Source organism: Streptomyces abikoensis (assembly GCF_014648775.1).
Taxonomy (GTDB): Bacteria; Actinomycetota; Actinomycetes; order Streptomycetales; family Streptomycetaceae; genus Streptomyces; species Streptomyces abikoensis.
In genome coordinates this window covers 360,823-376,067 of record NZ_BMRT01000004.1, presented here as the reverse complement: position 1 = coordinate 376,067, position 15,245 = coordinate 360,823, and the positions used below count along the sequence as shown (strand labels likewise).

Sequence of the window (15,245 nt, the reverse complement as noted above, 5' to 3'; positions counted from 1 at the left end):
AGGGGCCGGTCAGGCCTTGGCGCGGAGGATGTCGATGTTGCCGTGCCGGGTGCGGGCGTGGATCTCGACGGTGTCCTCGGTCGCCGCCGGGGCCTCCGTCGCGGTGAGCACGTTGCGCACCCGGCCGGAGCCCGGGTCGACGTCGAGCCAGGCGGCCGTCCCGGCGCGGACGCCGACCTCGATGGAGCCGTGGGAGGTCTCCAACCGGACGGTGCCGCGGGCCACCTCGCCCACGCGCAGGGTGCCGTGGGCGGTGGTGGCGGTGACCGAGCCCGCGGCGCGCCGGATGTCGATGTCGCCGGTGGAGTTGCTCACCCGCAGCTCGCCGGTGGCGGTGCCGACGGTCGTGGTGCCGTGGGAGTTCTTCAGGACGGCGGAGCCGTCGACGAGGCCGACGCGCAGGCTGCCGGAGCTGGTGGTGATCTCGGCCGTGCCCTCGGCCCGGTCCACGGTGATCGAGCCGTGCGACGCCTTCAGGTGCAGCGGGCCGGTCGCGTCGAGACGGACGTCGCCGGAGGAGGTCTTCACGCGGACCTCCCCGAGCCGGCCCTCGCCGAGCACCTGGGCCCAGGCGCCGGTCATGTCGACGCGGGAGCCCGTGGGCAGTTCGACCGTCACGTCGACGACGCCGGTGCGCCCGACGAGGTAGCGCGACCTGGGCGTCCGCAGGGTCAGTACGCCGCCCGCGTACGTCACCTCGGTCTGGTCGGCGGCCCGCGCGTCCAGCTCCTTCCTCGGGTCGCGGGGCAGGACCTCGACGAGGGTGTCGGGGCGGTCGCCCGCGATGAACCGGATGGAGCCGGCCTCCACGTGGGCGGTGACCGAGATGGGCGCGGGGGTGTCGAAAGAAGGCATGGGTGTCCCGTCCTCTTGAGTCTTCTTGAGTCTTCGAAAGCTGTGGGTGGAGCAGTGGGGTGGGCTAGCGTGCCCAGCCCTGTTCCGTCGTGCGCGGCCGGTCGCCGGTGGCGGGTCCGGTGTCGACCGCGGCCGAAACGGCCCGTACCAGCCACGCGTTGACCGACAGGCCGTCGCGGTTCGCGGCCTCCTCGGCGCGGGCCTTGAGGTGGGCCGGCAGGCGCAGGTTGACGCGGGCGGTGGTGCCGTCCTCGTCGCCGTCGGCGGGCGGTGGTGTCCGCGCCTTGAACGGTTCGGCGGGCGGTGGTGTCACCACGAAGTCGGGGTCCAGTCCGCGCAGCCGTACGTCGACCGAGCCCGGGGCGAGCTCGCGGGTGACCTCGTCCATCGCGGCGGAGAGCGCGTCGAGCAGGGTCAGCCGGGCCGCCGCCTCCAGAGGGGCGGTGAGCTTCTCGGCCAGCTCGCGGGCTTCGTCGCCACCGGCCTCGGCGGCCACCGCGAGTTCGCGGCGGAGGGAGTCGACGTATGGGGTGAGGTCCATGACGCCATTGTGGCACCACGATGGCGCCATGCGCAAGAGGGGATGGCGCCGGGACTGGAAAACGAGAAGGCGCGCGGCCTGGCCGCGCGCCTTTGGGGTGTGGAATGACGCCGGATGGCGTTATGTTGCGCCACTCGGTGCCGCGTGGCGCCACAGCGGTGCCACGCGAGAGCCGGAGCTCTATCCCAGGCCCGCTCGGCTCAGGATGCGGGCGGCGACCGCCGGGGAGTCGACCAGCGGGTGGAGCGCCAGCGCGCGGAGCGCCGCGTCGCGGTCCTCGTGGAGCGCCGCCTCGATCGCCGCCCGCTCGACGGCCTTGAGCTGGAGCATCAGCCCCAGCTGGTCCTCCCGCAGCGGGGCGCACGGCAGCGGCCGGGCGCCCTTCGCGCCGACCTCGCACACCGTCTCGATGATGGCGGCGGAGTCCAGGGCGGGGACCGTCAGCCCGTTCGGCACGTTGAGGATCAGCCGGGTCCGTTCGTCCGCGCTGATCGCCCGCATCAGGGCGAGCGCCACCTGGTCGTAGCCGCCGCCGTCCAGGTCGCAGGTGTCGCGCTCCCAGCCGCCGGTCGCCGCGCGGCTCTCGGCCATGTACGTCTCCTCGCGGCGCAGCCGGGTGTGCTCCCACAGCTCGAAGGAGCGCTCGGGCGCCGCGGCCGCGCGGGTGAAGAAGTCGCCCTGCTGCTGGTCGAGGAACTCGCCGCGGGTCACCGCCGACTCCATGACCGAACGCAGGGTCTCGCGGCGGAAGTAGTAGTAGTGGAGGTATTCGTTGGGCAGGGCGCCGAGCGCCCGGAGCCAGCGGGCGCCGAAGAGCTTGCCCTCCTCGAAGGAGGCCAGGGCCGCCTCGTCGCGCAGCAGCCCCGGCAGCAGGTCCTCGCCGTCCCGGGTCAACGAGCGCAGCCAGCCCAGGTGGTTGAGGCCCACGTAGTCGTAGGTGAGCGACTCCGGGTCCGCGCCCGCCGCCCGCGCGGCGCGACGGACCAGCCCCACGGGTGAATCGCAGATGCCGATGACGCGCGGGCCGAGCACGGCGGACATCGCCTCCGTCACCATCCCGGCGGGGTTGGTGAAGTTGATGACCCACGCGTCCGGGGCGATCCGCGCGACCCGTTCGGCGATGTCCGTGGCCACCAGGACCGTGCGGAGCCCGTAGAGCACGCCGCCCGCGCCGACGGTCTCCTGGCCCAGGACGCCCTCGGCGAGCGGGATCCGCTCGTCCATGACCCGGCCGGCCGTGCCGCCCACCCGGATCGCGGAGAAGACGAAGTCGGCCCCGCGCAGCGCGTCGTCCAGGTCCTCCGCGAGCCGTACGGAGGGGGCCCGGGGCACCCCGGCGGCCTGGGCGTCCAGCACGGAGGCGATCACCCTCATGCGCGCGGAGTCGGTGTCGTGGAGCACGAGCTCCGTGCAGCGGCCCGGGGCGTCGCGCCGGGCGTCGTCCAGCAGGGCCCGGTGCACCAGAGGCACCCGGAATCCACCGCCGCCGAGAATGGTGAGCCTCATGGGACGGAACGTACCGCAGCATCGGGCACACTGTGCGGATCCGCATTTCGTGCATCCTCGAGAGGAGCGACGAGCGAGCATGACGGCCTCTTCCACCCACACAGGTGTCCGCGGAGAACGCTTCGAGGGAACGGCGCCGGTCCTCGACCCGCTCGCCGCGCTCCGCACCGAGAGCGACCCGCCCACGGACGTCTATCTGACCGGGACCGTCTTCCTCGACATCATCTTCACCGGCCTGGACTCCGCCCCCGTGCGCGGCACCGAGTCCTGGGCGCGCGGCATGGGCTCCAGCCCCGGCGGCGTCGCCAACATGGCCACCGCCCTGGCCCGGCTGGGCCTGCGCACCTCGCTCGCCGCCGCGTTCGGCGACGACATGTACGGCGAGTACTGCTGGGAGTCCCTCTCCCGGGGCGAGGGCATCGACCTGAGCCTCTCGCGCACGGTGCCCGGCTGGCATTCCCCCGTCACCGTCTCGATGGCCTACGAGGGCGAGCGGACGATGGTCTCCCACGGGCACGAGGCGCCGCCGCCGGAGGAGCCCGCCCCCGAGACCCCGCCGCCCGCGCGGGCCTGCGTGGGGCTGCTGATGCCCGGTCGGCAGGAGGAGTGGATCGCGACGGCGGCCCGCCAGGGCAGCCGGGTCTTCGCCGACGTCGGCTGGGACGAGACCGGCCGCTGGGACCCGGCGGACCTCGCCGACCTGGAGCACTGCGAGGCGTTCCTGCCCAACGCCGAGGAGGCCATGCGCTACACCCGCACCGACTGCCCCCGCGCCGCCGCCCGCGCCCTCACGGACAAGGTGCCGCTGGCCGTGGTCACGATGGGGGAGCGGGGCGCGTACGCGGTGGACGGGCGCACCGGCGAGAGCGCCGAGGTGCCCGCGATCGTCGTCGAGGCGCTCGACCCGACCGGCGCGGGGGACGTCTTCGTGGCCGGCTTCGTCACCGGCACCCTCGCCGAGTGGCCGCTGGCCGACCGGCTGGCCTTCGCGGGGCTGACGGCCGCCCTGTCCGTCCAGGAGTTCGGCGGCTCGCTGTCGGCGCCCGGCTGGGTGGAGATCGCCGCGTGGTGGCAGCACGTCCGCTCCTTCGACGACCAGTCCCCGGCCACCCTGCGCCGCTACGCCTTCCTCGACGAGATCCTCCCCGAGGCCATCAGCCCCTGGCCGCTGCGCCGGGCGCTGCCGACGCTGGGCTTCCGCAGGCCGTCGTAGGACCATACGACCGGGATCGGATGGCTGTGGAAAAGCCCTCGGGATTGCCGGGGCCCGCGTCGTACCCTGGTATTCCAAGGTTGTTCGACATGAGAACGGCAGGAAGAGGTGATGAGCAGGCCTTCAGTGCCGGCCCATGACTCAGACACCCACACGACCGCAGGCGAGGACGAGCATCACCATCCCGGCCAAGCACCCCATGGTGACGGTGCTGGGCTCGGAGGACTCCCTCCTGCGCGTGATCGAAAAAGCCTTCCCGCTCACGGACATCCACGTCCGGGGCAATGAGATCAGTGCCACCGGGGACGAACGGGAAGTCGCCCTGGTACAGCGTCTCTTCGCCGAGATGATGCTGGTGCTCCGCACGGGCGCGCCGATGACGGAGGACGCGGTGGAACGATCGATCACCATGCTCAGGGACGAGGAGAAGGGCATCGAGGCCCCTTCCGAGGTCCTCACCCAGAACATCCTCTCCAGCCGCGGCCGCACCATCCGTCCCAAGACGCTCAACCAGAAGCGCTATGTCGACGCGATCGACAAGCACACGGTCGTCTTCGGCATCGGCCCCGCCGGTACCGGAAAGACCTATCTGGCCATGGCCAAGGCGGTCCAGGCCCTGCAGTCCAAGCAGGTCAACCGGATCATCCTGACCCGGCCGGCCGTCGAGGCGGGCGAGCGCCTGGGCTTCCTGCCCGGCACGCTCTACGAGAAGATCGACCCCTATCTGCGGCCGCTCTACGACGCCCTCCACGACATGCTCGACCCCGACTCCATCCCCCGGCTGATGGCCGCCGGGACGATCGAGGTCGCGCCGCTGGCGTACATGCGGGGCCGGACGCTCAACGACGCGTTCATCATCCTCGACGAGGCGCAGAACACGAACCCCGAGCAGATGAAGATGTTCCTCACCCGGCTCGGCTTCGACTCCAAGATCGTGATCACGGGTGACGTCACCCAGATCGACCTGCCCGGCGGCACCAAGAGCGGTCTGCGCCAGGTGCAGGAGATCCTGGAGGGCGTCACCGACGTCCATTTCTCGTACCTCACCAGCAGGGACGTCGTCCGGCACAAGCTGGTCGGCCGTATTGTCGACGCGTACGAGCAGTACGACAGCCGCAACGGAAAGTAAGACCCGGTAACAGCATGTCAATCGACGTCAACAACGAATCCGGCACGGAGGTCGACGAGCAGGCGATCCTGGACGTCGCCCGCTACGCCCTCACCCGGATGCGTATCCACCCGCTCTCCGAACTCTCGGTCATCGTTGTCGACGCCGATGCCATGGAGCAGCTCCACATCCAGTGGATGGACCTCCCCGGCCCCACCGACGTGATGTCCTTCCCCATGGACGAGCTGCGCCCGCCGGCCAAGGACGACGACGAGCCGCCGCAGGGCCTCCTCGGCGACATCGTCCTCTGCCCGGAGGTCGCGAAGAAGCAGGGCGAGGAGGCCCCGACCGGGCACTCCATGGACGAGGAGCTCCAGCTCCTGACCGTCCACGGAGTGCTCCACCTCCTCGGCTACGACCACGAGGAGCCCGACGAGAAGGCCGAGATGTTCGGCCTCCAGGCGGCGATCGTCGACGGCTGGCGCGCCGAGCGCGGCATCGAAGGGCCCTCCCCGGCTCCCACGTTCACGTGACCGGCCAGCTGATCGCCGCCGCGGTCCTGCTGCTCGTCGTCGCCTGGCTCGCCGCCTGCGCGGAGGCCGGCCTCGCCCGGACCACCCGGTTCCGGGCCGAGGAGGCCGCCCGGGCCGGGCGGCGGGGCAGCGCCCGGCTGATGGCCGTCGCGGCCGACCCCACCCGCTACCTCAACGTCGCGCTGCTGGTGCGCGTCGCCTGCGAGATGGCGGCGGGTGTCTTCGTCACCTACGTCTGCCTGAAGTCCTTCGACGCCACCTGGGAGGCGCTGACCGTCGCCATCGCGGTGATGGTCCTCGTCTCGTACGTGGCCGTCGGCGTCTCCCCGCGCACCATCGGCCGCCAGCACCCGCTGGGCACGGCCACGGCCGCGGCGTACGTGCTGCTGCCGCTCGCCAGGATCATGGGGCCCGTGCCCCGGCTGCTGATCCTCATCGGCAACGCCCTCACCCCCGGCAAGGGCTTCCGCATGGGCCCCTTCGCTTCGGAGGCGGAGCTGCGGGCCATGGTCGACCTGGCGGAACAGGAGTCGCTCATCGAGGACGACGAGCGCCGCATGGTGCACTCCGTCTTCGAGCTCGGCGACACCCTCGTCCGCGAGGTCATGGTGCCGCGCACGGACCTGATCGTCATAGAGCGCGGCAAGACCATCCGTCAGGCGCTCACCCTCGCGCTGCGCTCCGGCTTCTCCCGGATCCCGGTGACGGGGGAGAACGAGGACGACGTGGTGGGCATCGTCTACCTCAAGGACCTCGTCCGCAAGACGCACATCAGCCGTGACGCGGAGAGCGAGCTGGTCTCCACCGCGATGCGGCCGGCCGTCTTCGTCCCGGACACCAAGAACGCGGGCGACCTGCTGCGCGAGATGCAGCAGCAGCGCAACCACTGCGCGGTCGTCATCGACGAGTACGGCGGCACGGCCGGCATCGTCACCATCGAGGACATCCTCGAGGAGATCGTCGGCGAGATCACCGACGAGTACGACCGGGAGCTGCCGCCCGTCGAGGAGCTCGGCGACGACCGCTACCGGGTCACGGCCCGCCTCGACATCGGCGACCTCGGCGAGCTCTACGGCCTCGACGAGTTCGACGACGAGGACGTCGAGACGGTCGGCGGACTGCTGGCCAAGTCGCTGGGCAGGGTGCCGATCGCCGGCGCGACGGCGGAGGTCCCGCTCTTCGAGCACGTCTCCGAGCACGGCAAGGACCCCACGCTCACCGCGCTCCGGCTCACCGCGGAGGCCGCGGCGGGGCGGCGCAACCGCATTGTCACGGTGCTGGTGGAGCCGGTGCGGGCGGCGCGGGGCCCCTTCCCGGAGGACTGAGCGGGGGAATCGTCCCGTTCGGGGGAATCCTCCCGCTCCGGGGCGGGAACCGTCCTGGAATGGCGGTTCTCAGAACTCTCGCGCGGCCGCTGCTGGCGTCGGCGTTCATCAGCGCCGGCGTCCAGACCGTCCGCCGCCCGGAACTCCTCGCGCCGGTCGCGGCGCCCGTCGCGCTCGCCATCGCGGACTGGATCCCGCTCCTGCCGCGCGACGCGCGGGCGCTCGTGCGGCTGAACGGGGCGGTGCACCTGGGGGCGGGCGGGCTGCTCGCCCTGGGGATCCTCCCCAGGCTCTCCGCCCTGGCCCTCGCCGCCAGCCTCGTCCCGACGACCCTGGCGGGTCACGCCTACTGGCGGGAGGAGGACCCGGCGAAGCGGATGCAGCACCGGGTGGCGTTCTTCGCGAACGTCTCGATTCTGGGGGGCCTGCTCATCACGGCTGCGGACCGTGGGTGAGGATGCCCCGGTCCCGCCCTTTCACCGTTTCCGAGCGGGGCTGCGCCCCCTCGCACCCCCGGACCGCGCTCCGCGCGGTGTCCTCAAACGCCGGACGGGCTGAAATCAGCCCGTCCGGCGTTTGAGGACCGGGGGTCCGGGGGCGGAGCCCTCGGGAAACGGTGAAAGGGCGGGGTTGGGGCTCACTCACCGCCCTCGGCGCAAGCCCACGAACGTCGCTGCGGCCACCACCACGACCACGACGGCGTCGACGCCCACACCCAGCCGCACGCCCCCGAGCGTCGCCGACGCGAACGAGTGGCCCGCGTCCCGCAGCACACTCACCCGCGCCGACGCCACCGCACTCAGCAGCGGGATGCCAATGGTCAGCCCCACCTGCTGCGAGCTGGTGACCAGGCCCGTGGCCAGGCCCTGCTCCCCGTCCGGCAGCCCCGACGTCGCCGTCACGCCGTAGGCGACGATCGCCCACAGGTGACCGACGCAGCCGAGCGACGTGCCCGCAAGGGCCAGCCACGCGCCCGCCTGGCCGGCGCCCAGGCCCAGCAGGGCCGCCGTGCAGACGGCCTGCACCAGCAGACCGGTCACCAGCGTGGCGCGCGCGCCGAAGCGGGCGATGATCCGGGGCGCGGTCACCCCGCCGAGCGCCGCCGCCAGGCCCGTCACACCGAAGATCAGGCCGGTGAGGACGGCCGACAGTTCCAGGACCTCCTGGAGGTACAGGGTGAGCAGGAAGATCACCGAGGACATCATCGCGAACGTGGTCAGCCCGGCCAGGTTCCCCCAGGCCACCGTCCGCCGGCCCAGCATCGGCAGGGACACCAGCGGCTCGGCCGCCCGCGACTCGACCACCACGAACGCCACCAGCAAGGCCGCGCCGGCGACCAGCGTCGCGATGACGTCCGCGCCGCCGAAGCCCCGCTGGGCGGCGGTCGACAGGGCGTAGATCAGCGCGAGCAGCCCGCCCGTCACCGTCACCGCGCCCGGCAGGTCCAGCCGGGGACGGTCCGCCCGCTTGGACTCGGTCAGCAGGCCCGGCGCGGCGAGGAGCACGCCGACGCCCGCCACCGCCAGCAGCCCCATCGTGGAGCGCCAGCCCAGCGAGTCGGTCATCACACCGCCGAGCACCATGCCGATGGTGAAGCCCAGGGACATCAGGGTGCCGCTGATGCCCAGCGCCCGCTCACGCCGCGGGCCCTCGGAGAAGGTCGTGGTCAGCAGGGACATCCCGGTCGGCACGATCACGGCCGCGCCCAGCCCCTGGAGGGCCCGCCCGGTCAGGAAGGTCGCCGGGTCCCAGGCGACGGTGGCCAGGGCGGAGGCGACGGTGAAGAGGACGAGCCCGGCCAGGAACAGCTTCCGGCGCCCGTAGAGGTCGGCGATCCGGCCGAAGAAGAGCAGGAAGCCGCCCGACGGCAGGGCGAACGCCGTGACCGCCCACTGGAGGTCGGCCTGGCCCATGCCCAGGTCGTCGCCGAGGACGGGGAGCGCCACGTTCAGGATGGAGAAGTCGAGGGCGACGATGAACTGCGCCGCGCACAGCACCATCAGGATCAGCTTGTCGCGGGTGGTCATGCGCGGGGCCGCCGCGACGGGGGTCGTCAGGGGAGGGGAGTCGATCGCCATGCGATCAGCCTCCGCCGGGAGGAACAACGCTGGGGAGTGCGCGCTTATGGTGGTGGCCGCACCACCAGGCAAGGGGGAGAGTTGACCGTCGTCACACAGGAGAAGCCGCGCCGCCGCCAGGAGCTGCGCGAGTTCTTGATGAGCCGTCGGGCCAGGGTGTCACCGGCCGAGGCGGGGCTGCCCGACGGCGGGGGCCGCCGCCGGACGCCGGGGCTGCGCCGCGAGGAGGTCGCCGTCCTCGCCGGGGTGGGCGCCTCCTGGTACCAGTGGCTGGAGCAGGGCCGGGACATCACCGTCTCGCCGCAGGTCCTCGACGCGGTCGCCCGCGTGCTGCGGCTGGGCGGCGCCGAGCGGCGGCACCTGTACGTCCTGGCGGGGCTGAACCCGCCGCTGCCCGAGGCCGAGTACGACGCGGAGTACCTGTGCGACGGGCTGCGCCGGCTGATCGACGGCTGGCTGCCCTCCCCGGCGCACATCATGGACCCGTACTGGAACCTCGTCGCCTACAACGAGTCCGCCCGGGTCATCCTCGGGTTCCGCCCGGAGAACCGGCAGAACTGCCTCATCGACTTCTTCACCGACCCCGTCTACCGCTCGCGCGCCGGGAACTGGGCGGAGAACGCCCCGCGCGTCGTCGCCTCCTACCGCGCCGCCTGCTCGGACCGCCCCGGCGACGAGGGCTTCGAGGAGGTGCTGGCCGAGGTCTCCGCCGCGAGCCCGGAGTTCACGGAGCTGTGGGCGCGCGGTGACGTGTCCCCGGCGGGCCTGGTGCGCAAGGCCCTCCACCACCCGCTCGTGGGCGACCTCCTCTTCGAGAGCGCCCAGCTGCGCGTGCCGGCCCGCCCGGATCTGACGATCGTGCTGCACAACCCCGTCGCCGGCACCGGCACGGCCGAGAAGGTGGCGTGGCTGACCTCGCCCGAGGGCCGGCGCGGCGCGATGTACTCCGTGGCCGGCTGAGGCGTGGCCGGTCGCCGGCCGAGGCCGCCCGGGGGCGCGTCCGGGGCCGCCCCTATGCTCCAGGCATGACGGATGCCCTGGATGCTGCCCTGGACCCCGAAGACCGCAAGCTGATCACGCTCGCCCGCGCCACCCGCGCCCGCAACGCCGTGCCCGAGGGCGCGGCCGTCCGTGACGAGACCGGCCGTACGTACGTCGCCGGGACGGTCGCCCTGGACTCGCTGCGGCTGAGCGCGCTCCGGACGGCCGTGGCCATGGCCGTGGCCAGCGGGGCGACGTCCCTGGAGGCCGCGGCGGTGGTCTCCGAGGTGGGCGTCGTCAGCGCGGAGGACCGCGCCGCCGTGCGCGACCTGGGCGGACCCGCGACGCCCGTGCTGCTGGCGGGCCCGGACGGGACGCCGGGGCCGGTGGTCACGGCCGGCTGAGCGCCGCGCCCGCCCGCTGGTTCGAGCCCGCCGGACGATCGGGGAGAATATGAGCCATGGATAGAGCTTCCTCCCCGTCCCCGGCCCCCCACCGCGCGGGCTTCGCGTGCTTCGTCGGCCGCCCCAACGCGGGCAAGTCGACCCTGACCAACGCACTGGTGGGGACGAAGGTCGCGATCACCTCCAACCGTCCGCAGACCACCCGGCACACCGTGCGCGGCATCGTGCACCGCCCGGACGCCCAGCTCGTCCTGGTGGACACGCCCGGTCTCCACAAGCCGCGCACCCTGCTGGGCGAGCGGCTCAACGACGTGGTCCGGACCACCTGGGCCGAGGTCGACGTGATCGGTTTCTGCCTGCCCGCCGACCAGAAGCTCGGCCCGGGCGACAAGTTCATCGCCAAGGAACTCGCGGGGATCAAGAAGACCCCGAAGATCGCGATCGTCACCAAGACGGACCTGGTCGACTCCAAGCAGCTCGCCGAGCAGCTGATCGCCATCCAGCAGCTGGGCGAGGAGCTGGGCATCCAGTGGGCGCAGATCGTCCCGGTCTCGGCCGTCGGCGACAAGCAGGTCTCCCTGCTGGCCGACCTGATCGCGCCGATGCTGCCGGAGAGCCCGCCGCTCTACCCCGAGGGCGACCTCACCGACGAGCCCGAGCAGATCATGGTCGCCGAGCTGATCCGCGAGGCCGCCCTGGAGGGCGTCCGCGACGAGCTGCCGCACTCCATCGCCGTCGTGGTCGAGGAGATGCTGCCGCGCGAGGACCGGCCCAAGGACAGGCCGCTGCTGGACATCCACGCCAACGTCTACATCGAGCGGCCCAGCCAGAAGGGCATCATCATCGGCCCCAAGGGCGCCCGCCTGAAGGAGGTCGGCATGAAGTCCCGCAAGCACATCGAGGCGCTGCTGGGCACGCCGGTCTTCCTGGACCTCCATGTGAAGGTCGCCAAGGACTGGCAGCGGGACCCGAAGCAGCTCCGCAAGCTGGGCTTCTAGCCGGGCCGACACCGCCGGTCGGAGGCCGGCGCAGCCGCTCGAAGCCTGTGAGGCCCCTAGGGCCGAGCGGTGCGAGAGCGGCGGACAGGAGGGGTCCCGAAGCAGCTCCGCAAGCTGGGCTTCTGATCCGCTGACCCGCTACGCGCCTTCCTTGAGCACCGTCTGGATCAGTTCGCGCTGGTCGTCGGAGAGGTGGGGGTCCGCGAGGTGGACCGAGCGGCCGTCCACGTTGATCTCGTAGTGGAAGCCGTCCGGGACGCCCCGGCCGTGGTCGGGGGCGTCCCGGCCCGGCGCCAGCGCGCGGTGGGCCAGGGCCTCCAGGTGCGTGGCGTCGGACCGGCCGCAGGTGTCCAGCTCGGCCCGACGCTCGATGCCGGCGAAACCGCCGGTACGGCAGATGACGATACGCATACCGTCATCCCTACCCCATGGTTCGCGGACATTCCTGATCCGCGCGGCCCGCATCGGGGGCAGACCGGCCCTATGCCGTGGGAACGCCGACCTGGCTCCACGCCTTGAGCACGGCCTGGACGGCGTCCCCCTCGCCGTACAGGGTCCTCGCCGAGGCCGCCGTCAGCCGGGCGAAGGCCGCGAAGTCGGCGTCCTGGGCCAGCTCACCGCCCGTCAGCGTGGCGTACCAGATGTGCCCCGCGCGCTCCCAGGCGTGCCCGCCGAGGGCGGTGGCCAGCAGATAGAAGGCGTGGTTGGGGATGCCGGAGTTGATGTGCACACCGCCGTTGTCCCGGCTGGTGCGCACGAAGTCGTCCATGGTGGCGGGCTGCGGGTCCTTGCCGAGCTTGTCGTCGTCGTAGGCGGTGCCGGGCGCCTTCATCGAGCGCAGGGCCGCGCCGGTGACGTCCGGGCCGAGGAGCCCCGCGCCGATCAGCCAGTCGGCCTGGTCGGTGGTCTGCCCGAGGGCGTACTGCTTGATCAGGGAGCCGAAGACGTCCGAGATCGACTCGTTGAGCGCGCCGGACTGGCCGTAGTACTCCAGATTGGCGGTGTGCTGGGTCACCCCGTGGGTCAGCTCGTGGCCGATGACGTCCACGGGAAGGGTGAAGTCGAGGAAGAGATCGCCGTCCCCGTCGCCGAAGACCATCTGCTCGCCGTCCCAGAAGGCGTTGTCGTAGTTCTGGCCGTAGTGGACGGTGGCGTTCAGCGGCAGGCCGGCGCCGTCGATGGAGTGCCGGCCGTAGACCTTGAGATAGAGGTCGAACGTGGCGCCGAGCCCGGCGTGCGCCCGGTTGACCGTGGCGTCCTTGCTGGGCGCTTCGGCCTCGGCGTGCACCTTGCGGCCCGGCAGGGTCTCCACGTGCCCGGCGTCGTAGATCGTCCGCTGCGGCTTGTCGGAGATGGCGCCCGCCGAGGAGTCCACGGTCGTCCGCGCGGCGGTGAGCCGGCGGCGGGTGCGCAGGGTGCCGTCGTGTTCGAGGGTGCGGCGCGCGGGCTCGTGGTGCCGGGGGTCCTCGGACTGGGCCAGACGGTCGAGTACGTGCGGCGGGACGATGCCGCAGAAGATCCCGTGTTTCTGGGTAGTCATGGGCCGAATCTGGCACCGGGTCCCCGCCTTGTCAGTGCCCGGTGCATGGATTAACACAAACGAGTGGCCGGATTCCGTGGCCCGGGTCGCGCGTCCCGCATGCTGAAACGCCCCTGCCCCGCCCCGCGCGTCTCGGCTAGCCTGCTGAGCACCATGTGTGACGTGCTGCTTCTTCTTAGCCGCCGCGGCGAGGGTCTGTAGCGAAGGCCGACCCCCTCCCCGCGGAGTCCGGTGCTGCGCACCCGTCGATCAGCAGCCCCGTCGGCCTCCCCCTGGCTCCGAACGAGCAGGGGGGACCCCCATCGCATGGACCTCCCGAGGAGCCTTCCGCGCCATGTCCCAGCCTTCCGTTTCCGTCGGCCGCCCCACGCCCGTCACCGCCGCCACCGTCACCCAGCGGCCGTCCGGGATGCCGGTCCACAAGTACCGCCCGTACGAGGCCGTGGAGATCCCCGGCCGCACCTGGCCGGACCGGCGGATCACCAAGGCGCCCCGCTGGCTGTCGACCGATCTGCGCGACGGCAACCAGGCGCTGATCGACCCCATGTCGCCCGCCCGCAAGCGCGAGATGTTCGACCTGCTGGTCCGCATGGGCTACAAGGAGATCGAGGTCGGCTTCCCCTCCTCCGGCGCCACGGACTTCGACTTCGTCCGCTCGATCATCGAGGAGGACGCCATCCCCGAGGACGTGACGATCTCCGTCCTCACCCAGGCCCGCGAGGAGCTGATCGAGCGGACGGTCGAGTCCCTGCGCGGCGCCCGCCGCGCCACCGTCCACCTCTACAACGCCACCGCGCCCGTCTTCCGCCGCGTGGTCTTCCGTGGCTCGCGCGAGCAGGTCAAGCAGATCGCCGTCGACGGCACCCGGCTGGTGATGGAGTACGCCGACAAGATCCTCGGCGACGACACCGTCTTCGGCTACCAGTACAGCCCGGAGATCTTCACCGACACCGAGCTGGACTTCGCGCTGGAGGTCTGCGAAGGGGTCATGGACGTCTGGCAGCCCGAGGCGGGCCGCGAGATCATCCTGAACCTGCCGGCGACCGTGGAGCGCTCCACCCCCTCCACCCACGCCGACCGCTTCGAGTGGATGTCCCGGCACCTGTCCCGCCGCGAGCACATCTGTCTGTCCGTCCACCCCCACAACGACCGGGGCACCGCCGTCGCCGCCGCCGAACTGGCGATCATGGCCGGGGCGGACCGGATCGAGGGCTGCCTGTTCGGCCAGGGCGAGCGCACCGGCAACGTCGACCTGGTCACCCTGGGCATGAACCTCTTCTCCCAGGGCGTCGACCCGCAGATCGACTTCTCGCAGATCGACGAGGTCCGCCGGACCGCCGAGTACTGCAACCAGATGGAGGTCCACCCGCGCCACCCCTACGCGGGCGACCTGGTCTACACCGCCTTCTCCGGCTCCCACCAGGACGCCATCAAGAAGGGCTTCGAGGCGATGGCGGCCGACGCGGCCGCCGCCGGGAAGACCGTGGACGACATCGAGTGGGCGGTGCCCTACCTGCCCATCGACCCCAAGGACGTCGGCCGTTCGTATGAGGCGGTCATCCGCGTCAACTCCCAGTCGGGCAAGGGCGGCATCGCCTACGTCCTCAAGCACGACCACAAGCTGGACCTGCCGCGCCGGATGCAGATCGAGTTCTCGAGGATCATCCAGCTGAAGACCGACGCCGAGGGCGGCGAGGTCACCCCGCAGGAGATCTGGGCCGTCTTCCAGGACGAGTACCTGCCGGTGGACGGTCACGCCTGGGGCCGGATCGCGCTGCGCTCCACCCAGACCTCCACCACCAGCGACGGCACCGACGCGCTGACCGTCGAGGCCGTCGTCGACGGAGCGGAGACCGTGCTCACGGGCACGGGCAACGGCCCGATCTCGGCCTTCTTCGACGCGCTGGCCGGCATCGGGGTCGACGCCCGGCTGCTCGACTACACCGAGCACACCATGAGCGAGGGCGCGAGCGCCCAGGCCGCCTCGTACATCGAGTGCGTGATCGACGGAAAGGTGCTGTGGGGCATCGGCATCGACGGCAACACCACCCGGGCCTCGATCAAGGCCGTCGTCTCGGCGGTGAACCGCGCGTACCGCCACTGACGGTCCGTAACCCCCGTCGCGCTCCGTCAACCTGGCGCCGGTGAAAACACCGCATCCGG

15 protein-coding genes are annotated in these 15,245 nt (G+C 72.0%); 9 read left to right on the top strand and 6 right to left on the bottom strand.

Features of this window, described 5'->3' with window-relative positions:
• Nucleotides 1-9: 9 nt before the first annotated feature.
• From IE096_RS15965 to IE096_RS15955, 3 genes are all read right to left on the bottom strand, one after another.
• Complete coding sequence (locus IE096_RS15965; protein ID WP_189452162.1) at nt 10-855, bottom strand: DUF4097 family beta strand repeat-containing protein; 846 nt, start codon at nt 853-855, stop codon at nt 10-12.
• Nucleotides 856-919: 64 nt separating this feature from the next.
• A complete protein-coding gene (locus IE096_RS15960; protein WP_189452160.1) occupies nt 920-1,396 on the bottom strand; it encodes a toxin-antitoxin system HicB family antitoxin in 477 nt (158 codons plus the stop codon).
• A gap of 180 nt (nt 1,397-1,576) precedes the next feature.
• The gene (locus IE096_RS15955; RefSeq protein ID WP_189452158.1) at nt 1,577-2,902 is read right to left on the bottom strand and encodes a family 4 glycosyl hydrolase; all 1,326 of its coding nucleotides are present in this window, start codon (nt 2,900-2,902) and stop codon (nt 1,577-1,579) included.
• 79 nt (nt 2,903-2,981) lie between these two features.
• Between IE096_RS15955 and IE096_RS15950 the strand changes: the two genes are divergently transcribed.
• The 5 genes from IE096_RS15950 (at nt 2,982) to IE096_RS15930 (ending at nt 7,536) form a co-directional block, all read left to right on the top strand.
• Entirely contained in the window at nt 2,982-4,115 is a 1,134-nt protein-coding gene (locus IE096_RS15950; protein ID WP_189452156.1) for a carbohydrate kinase family protein, read from the top strand.
• Between the two features lie 136 nt (nt 4,116-4,251).
• A complete protein-coding gene (locus IE096_RS15945; protein WP_189452154.1) occupies nt 4,252-5,244 on the top strand; it encodes a PhoH family protein in 993 nt (330 codons plus the stop codon).
• Nucleotides 5,245-5,258: 14 nt separating this feature from the next.
• The gene (ybeY, locus tag IE096_RS15940) at nt 5,259-5,756 is read left to right on the top strand and encodes an rRNA maturation RNase YbeY (protein WP_126914047.1); all 498 of its coding nucleotides are present in this window, start codon (nt 5,259-5,261) and stop codon (nt 5,754-5,756) included.
• Nucleotides 5,753-7,081: a hemolysin family protein gene (locus tag IE096_RS15935; protein ID WP_189452151.1), complete on the top strand. Its 1,329-nt coding sequence runs from the start codon at nt 5,753-5,755 to the stop codon at nt 7,079-7,081. The genes ybeY and IE096_RS15935 overlap by 4 nt, the downstream gene beginning before the upstream one ends.
• Before the next feature lie 59 nt (nt 7,082-7,140).
• Entirely contained in the window at nt 7,141-7,536 is a 396-nt protein-coding gene (locus IE096_RS15930) for a DoxX family membrane protein (protein WP_189452149.1), read from the top strand.
• A gap of 186 nt (nt 7,537-7,722) precedes the next feature.
• Here the strand turns inward: IE096_RS15930 and IE096_RS15925 are convergent, their stop codons facing one another.
• Nucleotides 7,723-9,159 carry an MFS transporter gene (locus tag IE096_RS15925; protein WP_229820233.1) on the bottom strand — a complete coding sequence of 479 codons (1,437 nt, stop codon included), beginning with the start codon at nt 9,157-9,159 and terminating at the stop codon, nt 7,723-7,725.
• A gap of 138 nt (nt 9,160-9,297) precedes the next feature.
• Here IE096_RS15925 and IE096_RS15920 point away from each other — a divergent pair, with 138 nt between their 5' ends.
• From IE096_RS15920 to era, 3 genes are all read left to right on the top strand, one after another.
• Nucleotides 9,298-10,119 (top strand): helix-turn-helix transcriptional regulator, encoded by an 822-nt coding sequence (locus tag IE096_RS15920; protein WP_189452818.1) that lies wholly within the window; start codon nt 9,298-9,300, stop codon nt 10,117-10,119.
• A 65-nt stretch (nt 10,120-10,184) separates the two neighbouring features.
• Nucleotides 10,185-10,544 (top strand): cytidine deaminase-like protein, encoded by a 360-nt coding sequence (locus tag IE096_RS15915; RefSeq protein ID WP_189452147.1) that lies wholly within the window; start codon nt 10,185-10,187, stop codon nt 10,542-10,544.
• Between the two features lie 56 nt (nt 10,545-10,600).
• Nucleotides 10,601-11,542, top strand: coding sequence for a GTPase Era (gene era / locus IE096_RS15910; RefSeq protein WP_189452145.1), 942 nt, complete (start codon nt 10,601-10,603; stop codon nt 11,540-11,542).
• Nucleotides 11,543-11,680: 138 nt separating this feature from the next.
• Here the strand turns inward: era and IE096_RS15905 are convergent, their stop codons facing one another.
• Nucleotides 11,681-11,953: a protealysin inhibitor emfourin gene (locus tag IE096_RS15905; protein WP_189452143.1), complete on the bottom strand. Its 273-nt coding sequence runs from the start codon at nt 11,951-11,953 to the stop codon at nt 11,681-11,683.
• Between the two features lie 70 nt (nt 11,954-12,023).
• Nucleotides 12,024-13,082, bottom strand: coding sequence for a M4 family metallopeptidase (locus IE096_RS15900; protein ID WP_189452141.1), 1,059 nt, complete (start codon nt 13,080-13,082; stop codon nt 12,024-12,026).
• 334 nt (nt 13,083-13,416) lie between these two features.
• On the opposite strand from IE096_RS15900, the gene leuA reads away from it, so the two are divergent.
• A complete protein-coding gene (leuA, locus tag IE096_RS15895) occupies nt 13,417-15,186 on the top strand; it encodes a 2-isopropylmalate synthase (RefSeq protein WP_189452139.1) in 1,770 nt (589 codons plus the stop codon).
• Nucleotides 15,187-15,245: the final 59 nt, after the last annotated feature.